General features: G+C 65.2%; 20 protein-coding genes. 9 read left to right on the forward strand and 11 right to left on the reverse strand.

Annotated elements, in window-relative coordinates:
• Positions 1-68: 68 nt before the first annotated feature.
• From carA to BMY71_RS21465, 4 genes are all read left to right on the forward strand, one after another.
• Positions 69-1,262 carry a glutamine-hydrolyzing carbamoyl-phosphate synthase small subunit gene (gene carA, locus BMY71_RS21450; protein WP_092686097.1) on the forward strand — a complete coding sequence of 398 codons (1,194 nt, stop codon included), beginning with the start codon at positions 69-71 and terminating at the stop codon, positions 1,260-1,262.
• A gap of 300 nt (positions 1,263-1,562) precedes the next feature.
• Positions 1,563-4,706 carry an excinuclease ABC subunit UvrB gene (gene uvrB, locus BMY71_RS21455; protein WP_092686098.1) on the forward strand — a complete coding sequence of 1,048 codons (3,144 nt, stop codon included), beginning with the start codon at positions 1,563-1,565 and terminating at the stop codon, positions 4,704-4,706.
• A gap of 54 nt (positions 4,707-4,760) precedes the next feature.
• Positions 4,761-5,057 (forward strand): type II toxin-antitoxin system RelE/ParE family toxin, encoded by a 297-nt coding sequence (locus tag BMY71_RS21460; protein WP_092686099.1) that lies wholly within the window; start codon positions 4,761-4,763, stop codon positions 5,055-5,057.
• A 2-nt stretch (positions 5,058-5,059) separates the two neighbouring features.
• Positions 5,060-5,371 (forward strand): addiction module antidote protein, encoded by a 312-nt coding sequence (locus BMY71_RS21465; protein WP_092686100.1) that lies wholly within the window; start codon positions 5,060-5,062, stop codon positions 5,369-5,371.
• 28 nt (positions 5,372-5,399) lie between these two features.
• On the opposite strand, the gene BMY71_RS21470 is transcribed toward BMY71_RS21465, so the two are convergent.
• Together BMY71_RS21470 and BMY71_RS21475 are read right to left on the reverse strand one after the other, a co-directional pair.
• Positions 5,400-5,726, reverse strand: coding sequence for a (2Fe-2S) ferredoxin domain-containing protein (locus tag BMY71_RS21470; protein ID WP_175557748.1), 327 nt, complete (start codon positions 5,724-5,726; stop codon positions 5,400-5,402).
• Positions 5,727-6,159: 433 nt separating this feature from the next.
• Entirely contained in the window at positions 6,160-7,413 is a 1,254-nt protein-coding gene (locus tag BMY71_RS21475; RefSeq protein ID WP_092686102.1) for an acetyl-CoA C-acetyltransferase, read from the reverse strand.
• Positions 7,414-7,581: 168 nt separating this feature from the next.
• On the opposite strand from BMY71_RS21475, the gene BMY71_RS21480 reads away from it, so the two are divergent.
• The 3 genes from BMY71_RS21480 to BMY71_RS21490 all read left to right on the forward strand — a co-directional run bounded on the left by BMY71_RS21480 (position 7,582) and on the right by BMY71_RS21490 (position 9,517).
• The gene (locus BMY71_RS21480; protein ID WP_092686103.1) at positions 7,582-7,980 is read left to right on the forward strand and encodes a hypothetical protein; all 399 of its coding nucleotides are present in this window, start codon (positions 7,582-7,584) and stop codon (positions 7,978-7,980) included.
• Positions 7,981-8,455: 475 nt separating this feature from the next.
• Positions 8,456-8,887, forward strand: coding sequence for a nuclear transport factor 2 family protein (locus tag BMY71_RS21485; protein ID WP_011504373.1), 432 nt, complete (start codon positions 8,456-8,458; stop codon positions 8,885-8,887).
• Between the two features lie 180 nt (positions 8,888-9,067).
• Positions 9,068-9,517: a hypothetical protein gene (locus tag BMY71_RS21490; RefSeq protein ID WP_011504374.1), complete on the forward strand. Its 450-nt coding sequence runs from the start codon at positions 9,068-9,070 to the stop codon at positions 9,515-9,517.
• Between the two features lie 267 nt (positions 9,518-9,784).
• Here BMY71_RS21490 and BMY71_RS25055 read toward each other — a convergent pair whose 3' ends face one another.
• The 3 genes from BMY71_RS25055 to BMY71_RS21505 all read right to left on the reverse strand — a co-directional run bounded on the left by BMY71_RS25055 (position 9,785) and on the right by BMY71_RS21505 (position 11,152).
• Positions 9,785-9,937, reverse strand: a complete 153-nt coding sequence (locus BMY71_RS25055; RefSeq protein WP_011504375.1) for a hypothetical protein — start codon at positions 9,935-9,937, stop codon at positions 9,785-9,787.
• Between the two features lie 145 nt (positions 9,938-10,082).
• On the reverse strand, positions 10,083-10,565 hold the full coding sequence (locus BMY71_RS21500; protein ID WP_011504376.1) for a MaoC family dehydratase: 483 nt from the start codon (positions 10,563-10,565) through the stop codon (positions 10,083-10,085).
• A gap of 119 nt (positions 10,566-10,684) precedes the next feature.
• Positions 10,685-11,152 (reverse strand): MaoC family dehydratase, encoded by a 468-nt coding sequence (locus tag BMY71_RS21505; RefSeq protein WP_092686105.1) that lies wholly within the window; start codon positions 11,150-11,152, stop codon positions 10,685-10,687.
• An 82-nt stretch (positions 11,153-11,234) separates the two neighbouring features.
• Between BMY71_RS21505 and BMY71_RS21510 the strand changes: the two genes are divergently transcribed.
• Complete coding sequence (locus tag BMY71_RS21510; protein WP_092686106.1) at positions 11,235-11,528, forward strand: DUF4282 domain-containing protein; 294 nt, start codon at positions 11,235-11,237, stop codon at positions 11,526-11,528.
• Positions 11,529-11,723: 195 nt separating this feature from the next.
• On the opposite strand, the gene ychF is transcribed toward BMY71_RS21510, so the two are convergent.
• The 6 genes from ychF to exbB all read right to left on the reverse strand — a co-directional run bounded on the left by ychF (position 11,724) and on the right by exbB (position 16,567).
• Positions 11,724-12,821, reverse strand: coding sequence for a redox-regulated ATPase YchF (gene ychF, locus BMY71_RS21515; protein WP_011504379.1), 1,098 nt, complete (start codon positions 12,819-12,821; stop codon positions 11,724-11,726).
• Between the two features lie 129 nt (positions 12,822-12,950).
• Positions 12,951-13,574 carry an aminoacyl-tRNA hydrolase gene (gene pth / locus BMY71_RS21520; RefSeq protein ID WP_092686107.1) on the reverse strand — a complete coding sequence of 208 codons (624 nt, stop codon included), beginning with the start codon at positions 13,572-13,574 and terminating at the stop codon, positions 12,951-12,953.
• Positions 13,575-13,592: 18 nt separating this feature from the next.
• A complete protein-coding gene (locus BMY71_RS21525) occupies positions 13,593-14,297 on the reverse strand; it encodes a 50S ribosomal protein L25/general stress protein Ctc (RefSeq protein WP_011504381.1) in 705 nt (234 codons plus the stop codon).
• Positions 14,298-14,474: 177 nt separating this feature from the next.
• The gene (locus BMY71_RS21530; protein WP_092686108.1) at positions 14,475-15,353 is read right to left on the reverse strand and encodes an energy transducer TonB family protein; all 879 of its coding nucleotides are present in this window, start codon (positions 15,351-15,353) and stop codon (positions 14,475-14,477) included.
• On the reverse strand, positions 15,350-15,787 hold the full coding sequence (exbD, locus tag BMY71_RS21535; protein ID WP_011504383.1) for a TonB system transport protein ExbD: 438 nt from the start codon (positions 15,785-15,787) through the stop codon (positions 15,350-15,352). Before exbD ends, BMY71_RS21530 begins: the two co-directional genes overlap by 4 nt.
• Positions 15,788-15,790: 3 nt before the next feature.
• Positions 15,791-16,567, reverse strand: a complete 777-nt coding sequence (exbB, locus tag BMY71_RS21540) for a tonB-system energizer ExbB (RefSeq protein WP_244526132.1) — start codon at positions 16,565-16,567, stop codon at positions 15,791-15,793.
• A gap of 615 nt (positions 16,568-17,182) precedes the next feature.
• Between exbB and BMY71_RS21545 the strand changes: the two genes are divergently transcribed.
• A complete protein-coding gene (locus BMY71_RS21545; RefSeq protein ID WP_092686110.1) occupies positions 17,183-18,031 on the forward strand; it encodes an enoyl-CoA hydratase in 849 nt (282 codons plus the stop codon).
• The last annotated feature ends 1 nt before the right edge of the window (position 18,032 follow it).

The following is an 18,032-nucleotide window of genomic DNA, read 5'->3' on the forward strand; positions in this document are numbered from 1 at the left end:
GAAATGCGCACAATTTGCCGCGCAAGGCGCTTTGACGACGGCGATGGCCCGTACTATGTCATGCGCTCATGACCAATTCAGCATCCAATCCCGCCTGGCCGGACCATCAACCGACCGCGCTGCTCGTGCTCGCCGATGGCACCGTGTTCGAAGGCTTCGGCCTCGGCGCGGAGGGCCACGCCGTCGGCGAGGTCTGCTTCAACACCGCGATGACCGGCTATGAGGAGATCCTCACCGATCCGTCCTATGCTGGACAGCTCATCACCTTCACCTTCCCGCATATCGGCAATGTCGGCGCCAATGACGAGGATATCGAGACGGTGAACATGGCGGCGACGCCGGGCGCGCGTGGCGTGATCCTGCGCGGCGCGATCACCGAGCCGTCGAACTATCGCTCGTCGCGCCATCTCGACGCCTGGCTGAAGGCGCGCGGCATCATCGGCCTGTCGGGGATCGACACCCGGGCGCTGACCGCGCTGATCCGCAGCAAGGGCATGCCCAATGCGGTGATCGCGCATTCGCCCAGCGGCCAGTTCGATCTGCACGCGCTGAAGGAAGAAGCCCGCGAATGGCCCGGCCTCGAAGGCATGGACCTGGTGCCGATGGTCACCTCGGCGCAGCGCTTCACTTGGGACGAGACGCCATGGGCCTGGGGCGAAGGCTTCGGCCGGCAGGACAAGCCCGAATTCAACGTGGTCGCGATCGATTACGGCATCAAGCGCAATATCCTGCGGCTGCTCGCGGGCGAAGGCTGCAAGGTGACCGTGGTGCCGGCGACCACCTCGGCGGCCGACATTCTGGCGATGAAGCCGGACGGCGTGTTCCTGTCGAACGGCCCGGGCGATCCGGCCGCGACCGGCAAATACGCGGTGCCGGTGATCCGCGAGGTGATCTCGTCGGGCGTGCCGACCTTCGGCATCTGCCTCGGTCACCAGATGCTCGGCCTCGCGCTCGGCGGCAAGACCGTGAAGATGCATCAGGGCCATCACGGCGCCAATCATCCGGTCAAGGATCTCACCACCGGCAAGGTCGAGATCACCTCGATGAATCACGGCTTCGCCGTCGACAAATCGACCCTGCCGGACAACGTCACGCAGACGCATATTTCGCTGTTCGATGACAGCAATTGCGGCATCGCGCTCGCGGACAAGCCGGTGTTCTCGGTGCAGTACCACCCCGAGGCCTCGCCCGGCCCGCAAGACTCGCATTATCTGTTCCGCCGCTTCTCGGACCTGATGCGGGCGAACAAGAGCGCGGCGTAAGGCAGTCAATTGTCGGGTCCGCGTGAGGTGGCTTGCCCGCGTGCGGCGTGCCATGCGTTCAACTGGGGCGCCGCAGATTGCAATGCCGTCATCCTGAGGCGCGCGCCCTTGCACGCCTCGAAGGATGCGGAGACAGGTCGAGGCCGCTGCGCAGCGGCCCATCCTTCGAGGCGCGCCGAAGAGGCGCGCATCCTGCACGCGATCGAGGCTCGGCTGCCCCGATCGCTGAGGCGGTTGCGGTCTGCGCCGGCTTAGACGCAAACCCTTTATTCAGCCGCCGCTCCGCCCCATATTGCCCGGATGGCGAAGACTCCCGACAAACCCTCACAGCCGAAATCGAAAGCGCCGAAATCCAAGGCGCCGAATTCCAAAGCCCACCGGCCCGACGTCAAACCGATCGGGCCGGCGCTGGCGGAACTGCTCAATCCCGCGATCAATCGCGGCGACGCCGGCATGGGCTCGGGCACCGGGCTGCAGCCGCCGCCGGACAATTCGCGCGACCGCCGCACCGGCGGCGAAGCCGCGATGCATCGCGGCCGGGCCTCGACGCCCAAGGCTTTCGGCGACGAGGCCGCGCCGCGCGCGATGCCGCTGCGGCCGAATCCGCAGCCGGTCGGCGGGCGATCGTCCGCATCGCAAGTGCCCGCACCCAACCCTCCCCCGCAAGCGGGAGAGGGCTCCGCGCGGCAGGCGTCGGGGGAACACGTCAGCGATCATTTCGCGGAGGGGCAACCATCGTCCCCTCTCCCGCTTGCGGGGGAGGGTCGGGGTGGAGACGCCGCGGGCCGTGACTCGCAAGGCTTCGACGAAGCCCCCCAAGCCACCTACGGCACCGCCGCCACCATCCCGACGCTCGATCCCGAGCTCGCGCGGCAGCTCGGGCTGCCGACCGAGGAAGACGATGAGGCCGCGATGGCGCGGCCGCCGCGCAACAAGATGGAAGCGCTCGGCGTGCAGGCCACCGCCGAGGCGCTGGAGAATCTGATCCGCGAGGGCCGGCCGGAATTCAAGGGCGACGATGGCGGCGTCAAGCTGTGGGTGCCGCATCGCCCGCCGCGACCGGAGAAATCCGAAGGCGGCGTCCGCTTCGTCATCAAGTCGGAATACGAGCCGAAGGGCGACCAGCCGACCGCGATCAAGGAACTGGTCGAAGGCATCGACCGCAATGACCGAACGCAGGTGCTGCTCGGCGTCACCGGCTCGGGCAAGACCTACACCATGGCCAAGGTGATCGAGGCGACGCAGCGGCCGGCGATCATCCTGGCGCCGAACAAGACGCTGGCGGCGCAGCTCTACGGCGAGTTCAAGAGCTTCTTCCCGGACAACGCGGTCGAGTATTTCGTCTCGTATTACGACTACTATCAGCCGGAAGCCTACGTTCCGCGCACCGACACCTATATCGAGAAGGATTCCTCGATCAACGAGCAGATCGACCGGATGCGGCATTCGGCGACGCGCGCCCTCTTGGAGCGCGACGACGTCATCATCGTCGCCTCGGTGTCGTGCATCTACGGTATCGGCTCGGTCGAGACCTATACGGCGATGACCTTCGCGCTGAAGAAGGGCGAGCGGATCGACCAGCGCCAGCTGATCGCCGATCTGGTCGCGCTGCAATACAAGCGCACCCAGGCCGACTTCACCCGCGGCACCTTCCGGGTGCGCGGCGACGTCATCGACATCTTCCCGGCGCACTACGAGGACCGCGCCTGGCGCGTCGGCCTGTTCGGCGACACGGTCGAGACCATCGAGGAATTCGACCCGCTCACCGGGCACAAGCAGGACGAGCTGGAATTCGTCAAGATCTACGCCAATTCGCACTATGTGACGCCGCGGCCGACGCTGATCCAGGCGATCAAGTCGATCAAATCCGAGCTGAAATGGCGGCTCGATCAGTTGCACGCGCAGGGCCGCCTGCTGGAAGCGCAGCGGCTGGAGCAGCGCACCACCTTCGACATCGAGATGATGGAAGCGACCGGCTCTTGCGCCGGCATCGAGAACTACTCGCGCTATCTCACCGGCCGCCGCCCCGGCGAGCCGCCGCCGACGCTGTTCGAATACGTGCCGGACAATGCGCTGGTGTTCGCCGACGAGAGCCACGTCACCGTGCCGCAGATCGGCGGCATGTTCAAAGGCGACTTCCGGCGCAAGGCGACGCTGGCCGAATACGGCTTCCGGCTGCCGTCCTGCATGGACAACCGGCCGCTACGCTTTGAAGAATGGGACATGATGCGCCCGCAATCGGTCGCGGTGTCGGCGACGCCGGCGGCGTGGGAGCTGAACGAAAGCGGCGGCGTGTTCGTCGAGCAGGTGATCCGCCCGACCGGGCTGATCGACCCGCCGGTCGACATCCGCCCGGCGCGCACCCAGGTCGACGATCTGGTCGGCGAAGTCCGCGCCACCGCCAACGCCGGCTATCGCTCGCTGATCACCGTGCTGACCAAGCGGATGGCGGAGGACCTCACGGAGTTTCTGCACGAGCAGGGAATCCGCGTGCGCTACATGCATTCCGACATCGACACCATCGAGCGCATCGAGATCATCCGCGATCTTCGCTTAGGCGCGTTCGACGCGCTGGTCGGCATCAATCTGTTGCGCGAGGGCCTCGACATTCCGGAATGCGCGCTGGTGGCGATCCTCGACGCCGACAAGGAAGGCTTTTTGCGCAGCGAGACGTCGCTGATCCAAACGATCGGCAGAGCCGCGCGAAATGTCGACGGCAAGGTGATCCTCTATGCCGATCACGTCACCGGCTCGATGCAGCGGGCGATGGACGAGACCGGTCGCCGTCGTGAGAAGCAGATCGAATACAACACCGCGCACGGCATCACGCCGGAGAGCATCAAGAAATCGATCGGCGATATCCTGGGCTCGGTTTACGAGCGCGACCATGTGCTGGTGGAGATCGGCGACGGCAAGGGCTCGGGCTTCACCGACGACGCCGCGGTGATCGGGCATAATTTCGGCGCGGTGCTGGCCGACCTCGAAACCAGGATGCGCGAGGCGGCGGCCGATCTGAACTTCGAGGAAGCCGCAAGGCTGCGTGACGAAGTCAAACGCCTGCGCGCCACCGAACTCGCGGTGATCGACGACCCCACCGTCAAGCAACGCGGCGTCGCGGCGAAAGCCGGGAGCTACAAGGGCGACAAACAATTCGGCGCCTCGGCCAATCTGCCGAAGCTGTCGACCGAACGCGGCGGCAACAACACCCCGCGCAGCAAGGTGCACAAGCCCGATCTCGACGAAATGGGCATCGCCGGCTGGCACGAGATCAAGAAGGTGCAACGGCCCAAGCCGCGCAAACCGACCCTCGACGAGATGGGCCCGGGTGCGGAGAGCAAGATCTATCAGCCGACCAACAGCCGCGAGTCCGGGCCGGAATTCGGTCCCGCGCCGCGCAGCAGCGGCGGCGCGCCGGGGCATCGGGGCGGGTGGAAGAAGAGGTAGCGGACCCACTTGCCAAGATCGACTGTAGCGCTTACGCTACAGTCGAGGCGACCGATGCCGACGATCCGGAAGACGCCAGAATTCGAGCGCTGGCTACGAAATCTGCGAGACACCCGGGCTCGCGTGAAAATTCTGTTGCGGATCGACAGGCTTGAACTTGGAAACCCAGGTGACGTGGCGCCCGTAGGTGACGGAGTGAGCGAACTCCGTATCCACTACGGGCCAGGCTATCGCGTGTACTTCGTCCGGCGCGGAACAGAATTGGTCATTCTGCTGTGTGGCGGCGACAAGAGTTCACAAGCTGCCGACATTGCCAGCGCAAAACAACTCGCCGAGGATTTGGAGGATTAAGCATGGTGCGCACCACAACGTTCGATGCGGCTGATTACCTCGACAGCCCAGAGATGATCGCAGAGTATCTGACCGAAGCTTTCGAGTCCGAGGACCCGGCGCTGATCACCAAGGCGATCGGAACTGTCGCGCGCGCCAAAGGCATGAGCATTGTGGCGGAAGACACCGGCTTGTCGCGGGAGAACCTATATCGCGCGCTTGGCGGAGACACGAAACCCGAGTTTGCGACCGTGCTGAGGGTGCTGCACGCCCTGGGGATCAGTCTGGTGGCGCAGCCACGCGCGGCAATAAGGGTTCAACTGCCCCGGGCATGACAACCCCGGCGTTGCTGGAAAGAAACGCCTACGCCTCCTCCTCCGGCATCAACGCTGCCATTGCATCGGCCACATCCTTTCGATCCTCCATCAGCACATACTCCCCTCGTCCCAACGTCGCCGCGCTGGCGGTGACCACCGCGCGCTTGGGGCAGATGCCGAGGCAGCCGGTGGTGACGAGCTTGGCGCGCTTGCCGCCGTGCGCGACGGCGCGCTGCTTCAGTTCGGCCTTCAGCGCCTGCTTGAGCTTCTTGCCGCCGTCGATGCGGGACAGGCATTTGCCGCAGATCAGCACTGGCGGCGGCCGCTTGGGGCGGGCGATGGTGGAAGAGGATTTTGAGGGCATGATCGTCATATAGGGACGATCGGCGCGCGGAGGATGGGGCGCAGGCATGTCAGCCGTGGTCCCGCACGCTCGTCCGCACTCCAGAGATTGCCTCTCAGCCAGTCGTCCCCGCGCAGGCGGGGACCCATACGCCGCAGCCTCTCGATCGAGGCAATGCGAAAGGGACTTCCTTCAGCCGAGAAGCCAGGGGCTATGGGTTCCCGCCTGCGCGGGAACGACTCGTCGCGAATGCGGCGGCTGAATTGTCCGGAGCGCTCGTCGCGCGCACGGGCCTTATCGCATGTCCCACGACCGACCGGGTCAGGCCCGGCGATGACGAGTAGAGAGGTTCGGCCACAACAAAAAGGGCGGCGCATAGCACCGCCCTTTTCAGTCAGTTCAGCTCCTCAACGCCGCGTGGACCACTCGATGCCGCCGCAGGCGTGCGAAACCGCTCTTCGCCTCACACCCGCTCGATGATGATCGCAGGCGCCATGCCGCCGGCGGCGCACATCGTCACCAGGCCGCGCTTCAGGCCGCGGCGTTCAAGTTCGTCGAGCACGGTGCCGATCAGGATCGCGCCGGTGGCGCCGATCGGATGGCCGAGCGCGATCGCGCCGCCGTTGACGTTGACCTTGTCGCGGTCGAGATCGAGGTCGCGGATGAACTTCTCGGCGACCACCGCGAACGCCTCGTTGATCTCCCACAGGTCGATGTCGTCCTTGGTGAGCCCGGCCTTCGCCAGCACCTTGTTCGCCGCCGGCACCGGGGCGTTCAGCATCAAGGTCGGGTCGTCGCCGATATTGGCCATCGCCACGATCCTGGCGCGCGGCTTGAGGCCGTGGGCGTCGGCGTAGGACTTCGAGGTCAAGAGCAGCGCCGCGGCGCCGTCGACCACGCCCGAGGAATTGCCGGCGTGGTGGACGTGCTTGATCTCGAGGTCGGGATATTTCTGGTTGATCAGCTTGCGATAGGTGGTGCCCTGCTCGTCGAGCGGATAGTCCGCCATCGCGGTGAAGGCCGGCTTCAGCGCCGCGAGGCCTTCCGCCGTGGTCTCCGGGCGCGGATATTCGTCCTTCGCCAGCACGACGTTGCCGTCGTCGTCCTTGACCGGAACAATGCTCTTGTCGAAGCGGCCTTCCTTGATGGCGATCGCGGCGCGGCGCTGGCTCTCCAGCCCGAGCGCGTCGAGCGCCTCGCGGCTGATTCCTTCCATCGAGGCGATGGCGTCGCCGCAGATGCCCTGATGCGACTGCGGATGCACCTTGGCGAGCCGCGCATTGCCCGAACCCATGCCGAGCGGCGGCTTGCCGGCCGCCATGTCCTCGGCGGCCATCGACGCGGTCAGCGACATCATCTCGGTGCCGCCGGCGATCACCACGTCCTCCATGCCGGCCATGATCTGCGCCGCGGCGAAGTTCACCGCGGTGATGCCGCCGCCGCAGAAGCGGTCGAGCGTGGTGCCGGAGGCCTTGATGTCGTAGCCGGCGTCGAGCGCCGCCATCCGGCCGAGGTCGCCGCCCTGCTTGCCGCGCTGGGTCGAGGTCGACCAGATGATATCATCGACGTCGGCGGTGTTGAGCTTGTTGCGGTCGGCGATCGCCTTGAGCACGGCGGCGGCGAGATGTTGCGGATGCATCTCCGCCAGTTTGCCCTTGCCGACCTTGCCGATCCCGCGCGGGGTGCGGACGGCGTCGATGATGTAGGCGTCGGCCATTTTCTTGTTCTCCCTGGTTCTTGAGATTTATTGGCGGCGAGATTGTCCGAGACGCCCGCGAAGTCAAGGCCGGCGCGCGCCGATCACCCGCGGCGGCGAATTGCCATTCGCGGCGCGCGCACGCATATTCCGCGGCAACGAATGTTCGTTGACTGGGGGACTACAGGAATGGCCGACGCCGATCTGGATGGCATCATCCGGCAGCTCGCGAAGCAGCAGAACAAGACCCTGACCGGCGCGGCGAAGGCGCGGCGCGATCACTATCTCGGCCTCGCCGCCAAGGCCAAGGACGCGACCGGCAAGGCGCGCGCCAAGGAGCTGGCCAAGGCGGCGATGGAGCAAGGCCTCGCCGCGGCGAAACGGCTGCAGGTCGCCGCCGACAATGCGGCGGACTCCTATGCGCGGGCGATGCGCAAGGCGGCCGAGACCGCGGCCGCCGCCGCCACGGCCGCCGCTACGGCGCCAGCTAAGACGGCAGCGAAGAAGGCGGCGGCGGACAAGCCGAAGCCCGCCAAGAAGCCAGCGAAGAAGAAAGCAAAGAAGAAAGCGGGCAAGGCGAAGGCCTGATCGCGCGCGCGAAGGTCCGCGTCATGCGCGCGTGATCGGGTGATCAACTATATCTGCTTGATCCGAGCCGACGGCGATATCGCCGCGCGCACGATCGGGAACAATTAGTCATGCGCCGCATAGCTGCGTACTGATTCCGCATGAGTCAGCGGAGGCGTGCAGCACGGCGGGCCGCGCCGCTCCTGGCGGCCCCGCAATTGTCTCAGATACGCGTTGATTGGCCCATAAACAGCGTACTTTTGGATACTAACGGAAAGATTTACTACCAGTAATTGCGAGTTTTGCCTATGCCGCAAGCTCTAAAGCTATCGTGCTACATTTTGTGCAATGCACAAAAAGTCGTTGCAATTCGACGCGAACGCTTCTAACTCGTTCGCATTGGCGCAGCAAATTGCAAAGGGCACGGCGACACAGATGTCGCCAGGGTGCCGCTGGCTGAATCGACAATCCCGTTTTTCAAAACCCGGAATGGTTCATGACAGAGCACTGCCTCTGGCGTTTCTCGCGGGCTTTGCATCGCGCGCTTAACGAACGCCAACACGAAGACCTGAGCAACATGATCGACGAGGATATCGATTGGGCGATCTACGGTCCGATCGACATGTTTCCGTTTTTCGGCGCGCGCCACGGCAAGGCGGCGGTGCTCGAGGTCTGCCGGCAGATCGCCGACAACGTCCGCATCCATCGCTTCGATCGCGAGGCGATCATGCTCGGCGTCGACACCTCCGCCTCGATGATCCGCTATTCGCTCACAGCGCTCGATTCCAACAAGCCGATCAGCCTGCGGATGGCGCAGTTCACGCAGTTCAAGGCCGGAAAGTTGGTGAGTATGCGGATTCTGATCGACACGTTCGATCTGGTCGAACAGGCGATCGGCCATCCGATCGATCTGCCGCGGATCGCCTGAGCGCGCGTAGTGGAACCAACGGCGCGACGTCGTTAGCATTTGGTTAGTGATTTTGTCGAAACACCGGACTGCCGCCTCAGATTGGCCGCGATGCGGTCAAATTGGACTGCATTTGATGCGTTGGTATTGGCGGGCGGGGGACCACCGCGCTGCTCGACGCTCACTCAAGGGGAACAGCCGATGAATGCCATTCCATCCGAGAAGACTGATACGCCCGAGACCGACGAGAACCTCGCCGTGGTTTCCGAAGTCGAAGCGGGCATCCGCGACTTCGTTCGCAACGATATCGCTTATCTACGCCGGCCGTCACCGGGCACGCTGAACAGCGCAGACAGTTCGGCTCTGGCGTCGTCTTCGGCCGCACAGCCGCTCGAGGCCAGCGCCGAGGCGACCGTCTCCAGCGTCAACTCGCTGATCCAGCGCGTCGCCGGCACGTCGCTCGCCGAAATCGAAAACCTGATCGGCGAACTGGAGGCGCTGCGCGACCTTCTGCATGCCGAAGGTCAACGGGTTCAGCGCGAGATTTCGGGCTACGCCCAGCTCAGCCAGCAGGCGATGAAATCGACCCGCATGATCGCGGACAACGTCTCGCAGTGGAAGCGCGCCGCAGACACTTTGCGCAACGGCTGAGTCCGTTCGCGCCCGCTGAAAGCGCCGCAAGACATCGAATGCAGCCGTCGCGAGATGGCTGCATTTTTTTGTTGCGATTCGGATGGTGAACGAAACGTTAAGATCGGCGATGGCGCAATAGTGCACCGCCCGGTCGTTCTGCAGAATCAGTTCAGCGAGAGGCGGCGTGAAGAAGCGGCAGCTCAATGACTGGCGGGTCGGCGGCTGGTCGTCACTTGCTGTTCGTCACTTGGAGATGATCGGAGGCTGATCGTCAGAGGCTGATCGTCAGCGGCTGGCGCCCGACGAAACAGCGGCAGGATCGAGCAAGTAAGCGCCGTCGGCATTGCCCTTCACCACCATGCCGGTGGTGATCATGACGGCCAAGGTGATGGTGGCGAAGATAAAGCCCACCCATTTAAGTCCCGCTTGGTCCGCCATCGATCTCAAGTCCCCTTGCCCTGCCGGCCTGTCGAGCAATGCCCGTGCAGGGTTCACAACGTCTTAATAGAACGGCCGTTCCGCGGCAGTCTCGCCCAAAACGATCGCATTTGGTTAAATTCCGAAAGGCTGTTGCGCGACAGCCTCACTCGCCCTGCGAACGCCGCGGCACGAAGGCGGTGGCGAGGAATGAGAACACCAGCTCGCCGCGCTGATTGCATCCGGTGTTGCGGGCCTGAACGATTCCCCACTCCGGTCGCGAATCAGACGGCCGCACCGACTCGACCACATTAGCATAAACAACGGTGTCGCCTGCGAGCACCGGCTTGATCCAGCGCAGATCCCGGAAGCCCGGCGACGGCCCCCACACCGCGACCGGCTCGCCGCGCGCCGCTTCCTCGATTGCCTCCTGCTGGCGCTCGAGAACCAGCAGCCTCATGCACGCCGAGGCGATATGCCAGCCCGACGCCGCCAGCCCGCCGAACAGCGATTGGCGGCCGGCCTCCTCGTCGAGATGAAACGGTTGCGGATCGAACTGCGTCGCGAACGCGATGATCTTTTCCGCTGTGAAAGTGTAGGAGCCGAGCTCGCGGCGCTGGCCGACCTGCAGGTCTTCGAGAAAACGCATCAAGTGGTCTCGATAATTCTGGCGAGAGCTGGACGACTCATCTTCGAATCGCCATCCAGCTCCAGCTTGTTGTTGGGCATGATCTTCTCAAACCGGTCTCCAATTCTCGGGATCATGCGCTAATTGGATTCGTTCGCGACCGCCTCGCGGCGGCGGATGATGATCGGCGACACCATCTCGCACAGCATCTGGCCCCGGCCGTTGCGGACGTAGCATTTGAAGGTGACGATGCCGGTGTCGGGCCGGCTGTTCGACACCCGCGCCTCGACCACCTCGACGTCGATGGTGAGATCGTCGCCAGGGCGGAACGGCGCCATCCAGCGCATCTCGTTAACGCCGGGCGAGCCGAGCGACGCGGTATTCTTGATGTAGCCGTCATACATCATGCGCATCATGATCGAGCACAGATGCCAACCCGATCCCGACAGCCCCTTCAGCATCGACGACGCGGCCGCGCGTTCATCGAGATGCATCGGCTGCGGATCGAATTCGGCGGCAAACGCGGTGATTTCCTCGCGCGTTACGCGGCGAGGTCCATAGTGGCCGAAGTGACCAGGGGGAAAATCTTCGAAGGTGAGGAGGGTCATGGCATTTGCTGGCGGGAGGCCCGATTGTGGCCGTTATTGAAGGCAATCACAAGCCGCGATCCGGATTGCTGGGGGAGAGACCATGTTCGATTTTCGGGACCTGTTTCAATGGGACCGTTTCATTACGCCGACCATCATCAAGACATTCTACTGGCTGGTGATCGCGCTGACCGTTCTGTTCGGAATCTCGGGGGTGTTCTCCGGCCTGGCGGCGATGGCCGTGAGCCCTTTCGGCGGGTTCATCCTGGTGCTGTCGAGCCTCGCCACGGTCCTGGTCGGCATCGTCGCCTCGCGTATCGTCGCCGAATTCGTCCTGATCGTGTTCCGCATCAACGAACATCTCGGCGCGATCCGGGACCAGCAGGGGTTTCGATAGCTGCCAAGCGCCAGCCTCAACGTTCGTCATTCCGGGGCGCCGCGTAGCGGCGAACCCGGAATCCATATCCCCTGTATCAATGTCCGGCACGACGGCCCGACACGTCGACCATGCGTCACAGCAGCGCTGCGGCGTATGGATTCCGGGTTCTCGCTTCGCGAGCCCCGGAATGACGAGCTCAATCGCTTTCCAATCTCACGTATTGAACCGGAAATGCATCACGTCGCCGTCGGCGACGACGTATTCCTTGCCTTCGAGCCGCAGCTTGCCGCCGTCGCGGGCGCCGGCTTCGCCGCCGAGCGTGACATAGTCGTCATAGGCGATCGTCTCGGCGCGGATGAAGCCCTTCTCGAAATCGGTGTGGATCACCGCGGCGGCCTGCGGCGCCTTGGTTCCCTTGGTGATGGTCCAGGCGCGGGCTTCCTTCGGGCCGACCGTGAAATAGGTGATCAGGTGCAACAGCTCGTAGCCGGCGCGGATCAGCCGGTCGAGTCCGGCCTCGTGCAGCCCGAGGGTGTCGAGAAAATCGACGCGCTCCTCGCGCGACAGCGTCGCGATCTCGGATTCGATCTTGGCCGAGATCACCACCGCGACCGCGCCTTCTTCCTTGGCGCGCGCCATCACCTGCTCCGAGAAGCTGTTGCCCTCGGCGGCTGAGCCTTCCTCGACGTTGCAGACGTACAGAACCGGCTTCGAGGTCAGCAGACCGAGCATCCGGAACGCGCGTTCCTCCTCCGGCTTGCGCTCGAGGAAGCGCGCCGGCTTGCCCTCGCGCAGCAGCGTCAGCGCGCGGTTGACCAGCTCGAGCTGCTCCTTGGCGTCCTTGTCGTTGCCCTTGGCCTTCTTGGTCAGATTGTCGACGCGCTTCTCGAGGCTGTCGAGATCGGCGAGCATCAGCTCGGTCTCGATCGTCTCGATGTCGGCGATCGGCGCGACCCGGCCTTCGACATGGGTGATGTCGCCGTCTTCGAAGCAGCGCACCACATGGGCGATCGCGTCGACCTCGCGGATGGTGGCGAGGAACTGGTTGCCGAGGCCCTCACCCTTGGAGGCGCCCTTCACCAGACCGGCGATGTCGACGAAGGTCAGCCGCGTCGGAATGATCTGCTGCGACTTGCCGACCTCGGCGAGCTTGTCGAGCCGCGGATCCGGCACCGCGACCTCGCCGACATTCGGCTCGATGGTGCAGAACGGATAGTTGGCCGCCTGCGCCGCCGCGGTCTCGGTCAGCGCATTGAACAGCGTCGACTTGCCGACATTCGGCAGTCCGACGATCCCGCATTTGAATCCCATAATCTGCTTTCCGACTCTGCTGCGCGTTCGCGGCGCGACGAATGGAGGCCGTCATACGCGGGCTTGACCCGCGTATCCATCTTCTTCGATGAGGATGGATCACCGGGTCAAGCCCAGCGATGACGCGTGTTACTTGGCGGCCTTGTCGGCGCCAGACTTCTTGGCGTTGTCGTCCAAAAATCCCCTGGCCTGTAGCGCCAGATGTACCTTGTTGGCGAAGGTCGCCTCGCGGCCCTTCGCGATCAGCCCGGCATTGTCCGCGACGGCTTCGGCCAGCGCCGCGACCCATGGCCGCTCGCTTTTGGCGAAGTCGCCGAGTACATGGCCGTGCACCAGTTCCTTGACGCCCGGATGGCCGACGCCGAGCCGCACCCGCAGATAGTCGTTGCCGATATGCGCCGAGATCGAGCGCAGGCCGTTGTGCCCGGCGATGCCGCCGCCGACCTTGACCCGCAGCTTCGCCGGCGGCAGTTCGATCTCGTCGTGAAACACCGCGACCTCACCGTGCCCGATCTTGTAGAAGCTCACGGCTTCCTGCACGGCGCGACCGGACTCGTTCATGTAGGTGAGCGGCTTCAACAGCGTGATCCGCTCGCCGTCCAGCGAGCCGTCGGCGGTCTCGCCCTGAAAGCGACGGCGCCATGGCGAGAAGCCATGACGCCGTGCGATCTCGTCGATGACAATGAACCCGATGTTGTGCCGGTTGTCCTGGTACTTCGACCCGGGATTGCCCAACCCAACAAACAAGCGCATGCCGCGGCGTCCCGCGGATTACTTCTTCTTGGCCGCCGGAGCCGCCGGGGCCTTGGCCGCAGCCGCCGGAGCCTTGGCGGCGCCAGCCTTGGCCGCAGGAGCCGCAGCGGCGGCAGGAGCCGCAGCGCCGGCCGCAGCCGCCTTCTGCTCTTCATTGAAGCCCGACGGCGGCACGATGGTGACCAGCGTGACGTCTTCACGCGACACCGACTTCACGCCGTTCGGCAGTGCGATGTCCGACAGATGCAGCGACACGCCGATGTCCAGCGTCGACACGTCGGCTTCGATGAACTGCGGAATGCTCTCGGCCGGGGCTTCGAGGTCGACGGTGTGGGTGACGATGTTGAAAGTGCCGCCACGCTTCACGCCCGGCGCGCTTTCCAGACCCTTCAGATGCAGCGGAACGCTGACGCGGATGGTCGCGCCCGCGCCGAGCCGCAGGAAGTCGACATGGATCGGGAAATCCTTGACCGGGTCGAGGTGATAGTCGCGCGGAATGACGCGGTGCTTCTTGCCGTCGAGGACGACGTCGAAAACCGTGGTCAGGAACCGGCCGGCCAGGATGCGCAGGCGCAATTCCTTGTCTTCGACCGAAATCGGCAGCGGGGGCTGGTTGTCTCCGTAGATCACTCCGGGCACTCGGCCGGCGCGACGCTCTGCCCGGGCGGCCCCCTTGCCGCTCTTCGGACGCGCGGTCGCCTTCAATTCCATGACGGTCGCCATCGTTTTAGTCCTTGATTTTCAAAAAGTTAAAGGCCGCAACGCGGCCCATGGGAACGCCGCAGCAAGCCTCCAGGGGTGCGGGGGCCGCGGTCGTGCCGGGTTTTTAGCGGCAACCGGCGCAAATGACAAGGAAATCGCGCATTCGCTGGGGATTGCGGGCGGTCGGGCAGCCTCAAGTCAGCGCAGCGAGAAATTCACCGGGACGGTGAAGCCGAGCGAGGACTGCGTCATCTCCGGCGGGAACGACGGCAGCGGCTGGGCGCGGCGGACCATCGCCAGGGTCTCGGCGTCGAGCGCGGCATGGCCCGACGAGCGCGTCAGCCGGCTGCCGAGCACCTGGCCGCCGCGACCGACCGTGAAGCTCAGCATCGCGGTGCCCTGCTCGCCCGCGGCCTTCGACGACGAGGGATATTGCTTGAAGCGCGCCAGATGGGCGGCGAGCTGGTCGCGATAGGGCGGTAGCGCCGCGGCAGCCGCGGCGCGGCCGGCATTCGGCGACGACTGCAGGGAGGCCTGGCGATCGGCCTTCGGCGCGGCCGTGGTGCGCGGCGCCGGCGGCTCGCGCGACACCGGTTTCGGCTCGACCCGCTCCGGCCTGCGTTTCGCCTCTTCGCGTTTCACCCGCTCGGCCTTCTTCAGCTCCGGCCTGGCCACTTCCGGTTTCGGCGGCTCCCTGGCCGGCGTCGGCGCCACGACGTCAGGCGTCGGCGCGACCGGGACCGGTTCGGTCTGTTGCACGGCGACCGGCTTGATCGGCTCCGGCGGCGACAGCTCGCGCGTCGGCCCGTCTTGCTTGAGCGCTTCAGGCGCGGCGTGCGCCTCCTGCATCTGCGGACCCGGCGCGAGGTCCTGAGGCTGCACCGCAGGCGCGGCGGGCGCAGGCGCCATGTCGACCATGATCGCCGGAATCTCGACGCCCGGCGGCGATGTCTGCTGATACCAGGCGACCGCCGCGACGATCAGCCCGAGATGCGCGGCGACGATCGCCGCCGCCGACAGCGTCCATTGCGAGGCGCGGCCTTTGCCCGCCGGCTCGTGCAACGCGAACGCGTTCATGGCGCGTCCCGGCCATCGAGGCCGACCAATGCGATCTTGAGATAGCCGGCGTTGCGCAGCAGATTCATTACCGCCATCAGGTCGCCGTAGCTGACCGCCTTGTCGGCGCGCACGAAGATGCGCTCGTCCTTGTTGCCACGGGTCGCGCTTTGCAGCGTGCCGTCGAGCGCCTCGCGGGCGACCACGGTTTCGCCGATCGCGAGCGTGAGATCCTGCTGCACCGTGAGGTAGACTGGCTTGTCCGGCCGCGGCTGCGGCGCCGCGGTGCTGGCCGGCAGATCGACGCCGAGATCGACGGTGGCGAGCGGGGCTGCGACCATGAAGATGATCAGCAGCACCAGCATGACATCGATGAACGGCGTGACGTTGATCTCATGCGCGACGGCGAGATCGTCCTCGATAGCGCGCCGTCGTCCGCCGAGCCGCACGCCCATCGCCTACTCCGCGGCCCGCGCCATCAGTCGCGCCGAGCGGCCGCGATCGCGGCTGACCAGCAGCAGTACCTGTGCCGATGCGTCGCCGAGCAACGCGCGATAATTGGCGATCTGCCGGACCAGATAATTGTAGATCACCACCGCCGGCACCGCGGCGACGAGGCCGAGCGCGGTGGCGAGCAGTGCTTCGGCAATACCGGGCGCGACCACCGCGAGGTTGGTGGTATGCGCCTCCGAAATGCCGATGAAGGCGTTCATGATGCCCCAGACGGTGCCGAACAGCCCGACGAACGGCGCCACCGCGCCGATCGTCGCCAGAATGCCGGTGCCGCGCGCGATCCGTCGCGACATCGCCGCCTCGACGCGCTCGAGCCGAAGCCCGACGCGATCCTTGAAGTCGTCGTCGAAGGTCCAGCCGGAGAGGCTCGCTTCGCGCGCCGCGGTCTGCACCAGTTGCGCAACCGCGTCGTGCGCCTCGTCGGCGCTGCGCAGCTCGGCGAGCGTGGTGTCGGCCTCGAGCTTCGCCAGACCATCGCGGGCGCGGGCGGTTTCGTGGCGTAGCTCGATGGTCTTCGAGAGCCACACCGTCCAGGTCGCAAGCGACGCAACAGCGAGGCCGGTCATCACGATTTTCACGACGATGTCGGCGTTCTTGAACATGCCCCAGGGCGACAGGTCGCGCGGCAGCAGTCCGCCATCCGCAGCGGCGAAGCCCGGCCCGCACAGCAGCAGCAACGCAACCGCCGCCAGCACGCCTGCGCGCGCAACGTTCCGGAGCATCGATGCGGTCGAATACTGCTGCATCATTCACTTTCAGCGGCAGGGAAAAGGGCGCGGCGGCCGCGACCTATCGCATGGATCGCCGCGGCCAAGAACTCAAATACGGCTAGGGGTTGATCGCGTCGACCCACGCCCATCGCATAATCGCACGGATTGCGGTTTGTTTTGCCTCAAAGCTCGCGGAACCGGCTGGATTGTCTCTAAAAAAACGCGGGTGCGCCGACCGGAGAGCCGAACCCGGTCCCGAAAATCGAAGTCGCAGCCGTCCGGCGCGAGATTGCCGCGCAGCGCCGCGGCGTGCCTTCGGCATAAATCGGATCCTCGAGCGGGCGGATCACATCGTCGTTGTAGACCACGGCCCTTCCACTCTTCAGGCGCGTAGCATCGCGCGCGAGCGATGCCCGAAGGCGCGCAGATCGCCGGGCGCGAACCGGCGCGCGCTGCGCAGATCCTCGGGACGTTTTCGAATGGTGTCGGACATCGCGAACACCGCGCGACGGAATATCGCGCGCGCCGTAGTCCCCAGATGAGGTTTGCGGTCACGGCGGCGACCTGCCAGACTACGCGCAACAGCAAACCGGCGCAGCTCCGGGACAAGAAGAAACGGGAGGATGAATGAGCGCCACCGAGACCATCCTGGTCGAACGCCCCGATCCCGCCGTCGCGCGGATCGTGATGAACCGGCCGGAGGCGCGCAACGCACAGAATCTGCAAATGACCTACGACCTCAACGCCGCGTTCGACGACGCGGTGCAGGACGACAGCGTCAAGGTCATCATTCTGGCCGGCAACGGCCCGCATTTTTCCGCCGGGCACGATCTGCGCGCCACCAGCAAGAACGAAGCCGGCATCGACTTTCCGCCGATCGGCAACTGGGGCGGCTTTCGCGAGCCGGGCGCGCATGGGCGGATGGCGCGCGAGCAGGAGATCTATCTGCAGATCACGCGGCGCTGGCGCAACCTCGCCAAGCCGATGATCGCCGAGGTGCACGGCAAATGCATTGCCGGCGGGCTGATGCTGGCCTGGGCCTGCGACCTGATCGTCGCCGCCGACAGCGCCGAATTCTGCGATCCGGTGGTGACGATGGGTGTGTGCGGCGTCGAATGGTTCGTGCATCCGTGGGAGCTCGGTCCGCGCAAGGCCAAGGAGCTGCTGTTCACCGCCGACAGCTGGAGCGCGCAAGACGGCTATCAGCTCGGCATGGTCAATCACGTGGTGCCGGCCGCCGAACTATCCGCCTTCACCCTGGCGCTCGCCCAGCGCATCGCCGCCAAGCCGAGTTTTGCGCTGAAGATGACCAAGGAGGCAGTCAACCGCTCGGTCGACATCCAGGGCCAGCCGGCAGCGATCGACCAGGCGTTCGCGCTGCATCAACTTTGTCACGCTCACAATCTGCAGGAGTTTGGAATGATCGTCGATCCGTCGGGACTGCATCCGTCGGTACGCAAACAGGTGAAGGTGTAAG

The sequence above is a fragment of the Rhodopseudomonas pseudopalustris genome (genome assembly GCF_900110435.1).
Lineage (GTDB): Bacteria > Pseudomonadota > Alphaproteobacteria > Rhizobiales > Xanthobacteraceae > Rhodopseudomonas > Rhodopseudomonas pseudopalustris.